The sequence below is a fragment of the bacterium genome, from assembly GCA_026398675.1.
GTDB lineage: Bacteria > RBG-13-66-14 > RBG-13-66-14 > RBG-13-66-14 > RBG-13-66-14 > RBG-13-66-14.
The window spans coordinates 1-4,984 of the sequence record JAPLSK010000369.1; the positions used below are offsets into that span (position 1 = coordinate 1).

Genomic DNA, 4,984 nt, shown 5'->3' on the forward strand with positions numbered 1-4,984 from the left:
AACTCGCCCTTGAAGGTGGTCATGACCGCCTTGCAGGGCTCGGTGACCTTGTAGGCGTACCCCTTGGGAGGCTTAACGTCGGCGGCCACGGGGAAGCAGACCTCGGAACGCCGCTCGTCGGGCGGAACCAGCTTGGGATCATCGAAGAAGACACCGATGGGGTCGCCGACGACCGCTATATTGGCGTCCTTGAGGGCGGTGAAGCCTGCCTCGACGGCGTCGCCGGTGAGGTCGTAATCGCCGGTGAGTTCCTTGAAGATGACGGGAGTCGCCGCGAGCTCGGCCATCTCGTAGACGACCGTCGGCGCCACGGGCTCGACCTGCGCCACCGGCTCCTGGGGCTTTTCTTCCCCGCAGGAGCAGAGGAAAAGGGCGAACGAGAGAGCCAGCACGACGTAAAGTAACCTCTGCATCTTGCAGCTCCTTGGGGGGGTTTTTAAGGTGACGAACGAAGAAACTAGATAAGGCGATTATCTACTTGACAAACCAGAGCCGACATTGAAAAACTCAACACATGATCTTGTGCATCAATCCACCCCACCCAATAGGATGACAACTATTTTCCAGACTTCCTTCTGTTATCTTCTTTGCATAGCATCTGGCAGTTGGCCGCGTCGGTCTTCCCGCCCTCATGCCATGGCTTGACGTGATCCGCCTCCATGTCGGCGATATCGAATTTCTTCATGCACTTCACGCAGATTCCCTTTTGCCGCTCGTAGGCTTCCCGCTTCATGTTCTCGGAGAACGCGCGGATGTTCAGGTGTCTTTCATCCCCATCCAGCACATACGGGTAGATCCCCGATTTCCGCTCCACATCGTCGTCCATCATCAGTTTGGCAACCTGCTTCTCCAGCTTGTCCGTATCGAACTCTTTGTCCTTGAACTGATTGTAAAGACCTCCCCAATCCACCCCCTTCATCTCTCGCCGATACTCCGGAAACGTCGCTTTTACCCAACCGATGACCTGCTGAAAGTACTGCCACAGCGGCGTCGCGTTCTTGTCGTGCTGATGCTTCGACATGTAGTCTTCGATCTTGCCATCCGAGCGCCATGCGATCGCCGTTTCCAGATATTCCTGCCGAATCGGGCTGCCCGTCATGTAATCGCTCGCCAGCCCATAGGCCGCGCAGCCGGTCTTGCTGAAATAGCGCTTCGCATCGGCCGTCCACGGCCCGGCATACACCGCGTTGCGCAATTCCTGAGCGGTGTGTTCCTCGCCAGCGATGTTGATAGTTCTGAACCAGTCCAACTTTTCGCCGTCAGTACCGGAGCAGAAATAGATCATCAACTTGTAGCCGAGAATCTGCTCTTGCTGGTCGTCTTGCAGGTTGTGGAACGCCAGTCCGTTGATGGAGAAGTCCCCGTTGACGTACTGACAAATTGAAAGCGTGCGCTGTTGCCCATCGATCACCTCGTAATCGCCGCCACCGCGCACCGCCCAATACATCACGTTCAGCGGGAAGTCCTTGCGGACGCTATCGATCACCGCATCTCGTTGCTTGTCCTTGTAGATGAACTCTCTTTGGTACGGCGGGCGAATATCGAGCTTCCCGCCGTATGCGACGACTCCCTGCTCGGCGTTGTCCGCGAAGCCGTCGGTTAGCTTCTTTACCGTAATTTCTTTGAGTTCGATCTTCATGATTTTCTCCGGATTAGAAGGCGCGCGTAGGTCGGTTTGTAGGTGCGACCGATTTTGATAACGCCGCGTCGGTTCAAATCCCCGGGATTTGGAACGTCGTCAGCCGTGTACGTCTTCGTTTTCAGCCCGGAGTTGTTGTCTCGGTCCGTGATCCCGAGAATCTCGAATTGGTCAGGGTTGTATTTGTCAAGAAAGGTGACCGGCACTCCCATCGCGCCGTCGAAGTCGATGGGAATATCTGCGGTCTTGCTCACCTCAATTGCATCGTAGTTGTCGTAACTCGGGTATTTGTCGGGGCTGTATTCGTTGAAAAGAACCATCTCCTCATGGCGCTCGTCGTAGTCCAGGTTCGTCAACCACCGCACGCCCTTTACCCTAATGAACTTCCTGCCCGCCGAGTCCACCCTAAATCCGGCGGCGTTAAGCGGGTAATGATCAGGTACGCCAAACTCGCGATCTCCACTGTGAATGCTTGCTCCGAGCCAGAGTCTGTTTTTCAGAATCAATTTAAATACGTCTTTGTACGTAATCGCGTTCTGGTTCCCAATGATCAGGAACTTCTTCTTGAATTCTACCAACTGCCCAACGTACTCCCGAAACAACGAAAACGGCGGATTGGTGACTACAATATCCGCTTGCTTGAGCAGATTGATGCACTCCTCGCTGCGAAAATCGCCGTCGCCTTTTAACTTGCGAATGCCGATTTCGTCCGGGTCGGGGACGCGGTTATCGTTCTTGTCGCCGTTGTATTCGAGGTAGATTCCTCTTTCGTCCGTGTGCTTGCTGAACAGATCGGCGTCGCAATTCTTGTAGCAGGTGGTGATTAGCTTCTTCAGCTTCAGCTTCTCGAAGTTGTGAGAGAAATAGTGAAAGAAATTGCTGACCTTGGGATCGTCGCAGTTGCACAGGACGGTCTTGCCCGTGAAATGCTTCGTGTAATGCCGCAACTCCTTTTCGATGTCAGAAAGTTGTGTGTAGAACTCGTCCTGCTTCGTCGCCTTCGCGGCGTGCAGGCTTCGATTCAGTGACTTGTTTTGCATGTTATTCCGTGGTTGTCGCCGTAGGAGAGATGGTTTTCCATTCTCTCGCGTGTTTTCATGCTGTTAATGTAGTGCATCGGGCAAGGTTTATCAAGTAGATAATCCCCTTATGTGATAACACGGTTCCAGACTCCGGACCAAGTCCCCCGCCGGACGGTCACTCGGCCCCGGGCGTATCGGGCGCAGGCTCGGCGCGGCGCAGCTCCACCCCCTCGATGACCGCCTCGACGACCTCCTGGATGGTCATCCCGGTGGTGTTTATCTCGAGGGCCTCGGGGAGCCGGGTGAGAGCCCCGTACTGCCGGGTGGAATCGGCGCGGTCCCGCTCGACTATCTGCGCCTCGAGCTCGGGGAGGGTGACGGCCTCGCCCCGGGCGCGGTGGTCCTCCAGCCGCCGCCGCGCCCGCTCGGTCACCGACGCCGTCAGGTAGAACTTGTACGGCGTGTCGGGGAAGAGGAGGGTGCCGATGTCGCCGGGTCGTCCAGGTCGGTCCCGCGCCCCAGGGCCAGCCAGGTCAGCGCCCGGTAGAACGCCCCGGTGTCCACGTACACCAGCCCCAGTCGCGAGGCCGCCAGCCGCGCCACGGTGGATTTGCCCGACCCCGCGGGGCCGTCTATGGCGATGCGGATAGTCTCGCGCGACTCGGGGACCGCCTCCCCCTCCGTCCCCGGCTGGGGCAGCTCGCCCAGGTGCCGCAGGCCGAAGAAGTTCAAGAAGCCCTCGGTGGTGGAGTAGAGGTTGGGGCGCCCGGCGCTCTCGGACCGGCCGGAGACCTCGATCAGTCGGTGCTCCGCGAGGCTCGCCAGGGTGCCCGAGGTGTCCACCCCGCGGATGGCCTCGATCTCGCCCCGGGTGATGGGCTGGCGGTAGGCGATGATGGCCAGGGTTTCGAGGGCCGCGGCGGAGAGGCGGGTCCGGTTGCGCGGGGGCTGGCCCAGGGCGCTCTCCACGGACCGGGAGAACCGGCGCTTGGTGAAGAGCTGCCAGCCGCCGCCCAGCTCCACGAGCTCGACCCCGCGGTCGTTTTCGGTGTACCGCCGCCCCAGGGCGGAGAGCGCATCCTCGACCCGGTTCCGGGGGTGGCCGAGGGCCCGCACCAGGCGGTGGATGGTGACCGGCGCGTCCGCCGCGAAGAGAATCGCCTCCAGCCCGGCGAACAGGTCTTCCTGGGGCGGGGTGGAATCTTCGTTCAAGACGGCGCCTCGTCGGGGGGGAAAATCCACAGGCTGAGGTAGGGCTCGGCCTGGGCCAGGCGGACCTTTTTCAGCCGCACCAGCTCCAACAGGGCCAGGAAGGTCACCACCACGTGCTCCCGGCGGCGCCGGTCCGGGATAAGCTCGCCCAGGGACACCCGACCCCGCTCGAGCAGGACCGTCTCCAACTCCTCCATCCGGTCGGCGATGGTGACCTTCTCCTCGGCCAGGAAGCCCTCGTCCATGGCGGTCGGGATCAGGCGGCCGTAGGCCTCGACCAGGAGGTTCAGGTCCTCGGAGGATTCCAGGGGTCGGCGGAGGGCGACGAAATCCGCCGGCGCGCCGCGCGGGAAGAGCTCGAGCTGGGAGGCCTCCATCTCCCTCAAGGTCGCGGCCAGGTCCTTGAAGCGCTTGTAGAGGGCGATCTGTTCCAGGAGATCCGAGGCGGCGTCCCGGCCATCGCCGATTTCGCCGGGTGGCCGGGGGAAGAGGAGACGGGCCTTCAGCTCCACCAGCGTCGCGGCCATGACCAGGAACTCGCCCGCCAGGTCCAGCTCCAGCTCGCCCGCCCGGCTCACGTAGGCCAGGAATTCATCGCAGACCAGCGCCACGTCCACCTGGGCCAGTTCGAGCTCCTGGCGCTCGACCAGCTCGACGAGGAGCTCCATGGGCCCCTCGTACACCGGCAGCTCGACTTTGAACCCGACCGGCATTTATAACTTCGTATAGGAGAGTAGACCAAGTTCATCTAAGATATTTTTCAATTCATCGAGGTGATCAATAGCCTTCCAGAGGTCAAGGACATTTAGATACCCGACGCTGATTCGAAAATCCTCGTCAAGAGTCGCTATTATTTGTCTAAATTGTTCAATCTCCAACTGGTTGGACACGATTACAACTTTCTGAATACCCTGATTCCTTCTAATCCGCTGGAGATTGAGGATAGCTGAATCTCTACTGCCACGCCTATGAACCTCAAAGGCGTATGAAATCGTTCCTAAATTAGCTATCCTACTTCGCCAAACTGCGTCAACCCTGCACCCCTGAGCAACATAAACCTCTTTCTCCACATCGAAACCTAAACCATCACCCAACTTAAGTAAATCCTCTA

General features: G+C 59.1%; 7 protein-coding genes. All 7 read right to left on the reverse strand.

Features of this window, described 5'->3' with window-relative positions; translation table 11 throughout:
- Positions 1–413 (reverse strand): GyrI-like domain-containing protein (locus tag NTW26_11165; protein MCX7022808.1); only part of this gene is annotated, 413 nt, incomplete at its 3' end.
- A gap of 143 nt (positions 414–556) precedes the next feature.
- On the reverse strand, positions 557–1,639 hold the full coding sequence (locus tag NTW26_11170; GenBank protein ID MCX7022809.1) for a DUF262 domain-containing protein: 1,083 nt from the start codon (positions 1,637–1,639) through the stop codon (positions 557–559).
- The gene (locus NTW26_11175) at positions 1,636–2,679 is read right to left on the reverse strand and encodes an adenine-specific methyltransferase EcoRI family protein (GenBank protein ID MCX7022810.1); all 1,044 of its coding nucleotides are present in this window, start codon (positions 2,677–2,679) and stop codon (positions 1,636–1,638) included. The genes NTW26_11170 and NTW26_11175 overlap by 4 nt, the downstream gene beginning before the upstream one ends.
- A 157-nt stretch (positions 2,680–2,836) precedes the next feature.
- Positions 2,837–3,094, reverse strand: a complete 258-nt coding sequence (locus NTW26_11180; GenBank protein MCX7022811.1) for a (d)CMP kinase — start codon at positions 3,092–3,094, stop codon at positions 2,837–2,839.
- 8 nt (positions 3,095–3,102) lie between these two features.
- On the reverse strand, positions 3,103–3,873 hold the full coding sequence (gene scpB, locus NTW26_11185) for an SMC-Scp complex subunit ScpB (GenBank protein MCX7022812.1): 771 nt from the start codon (positions 3,871–3,873) through the stop codon (positions 3,103–3,105).
- Positions 3,870–4,586: a segregation/condensation protein A gene (locus NTW26_11190; GenBank protein ID MCX7022813.1), complete on the reverse strand. Its 717-nt coding sequence runs from the start codon at positions 4,584–4,586 to the stop codon at positions 3,870–3,872. The genes scpB and NTW26_11190 overlap by 4 nt, the downstream gene beginning before the upstream one ends.
- A partial coding sequence (locus NTW26_11195) for a hypothetical protein (protein MCX7022814.1) occupies positions 4,587–4,984 on the reverse strand: 398 nt, incomplete at its 5' end.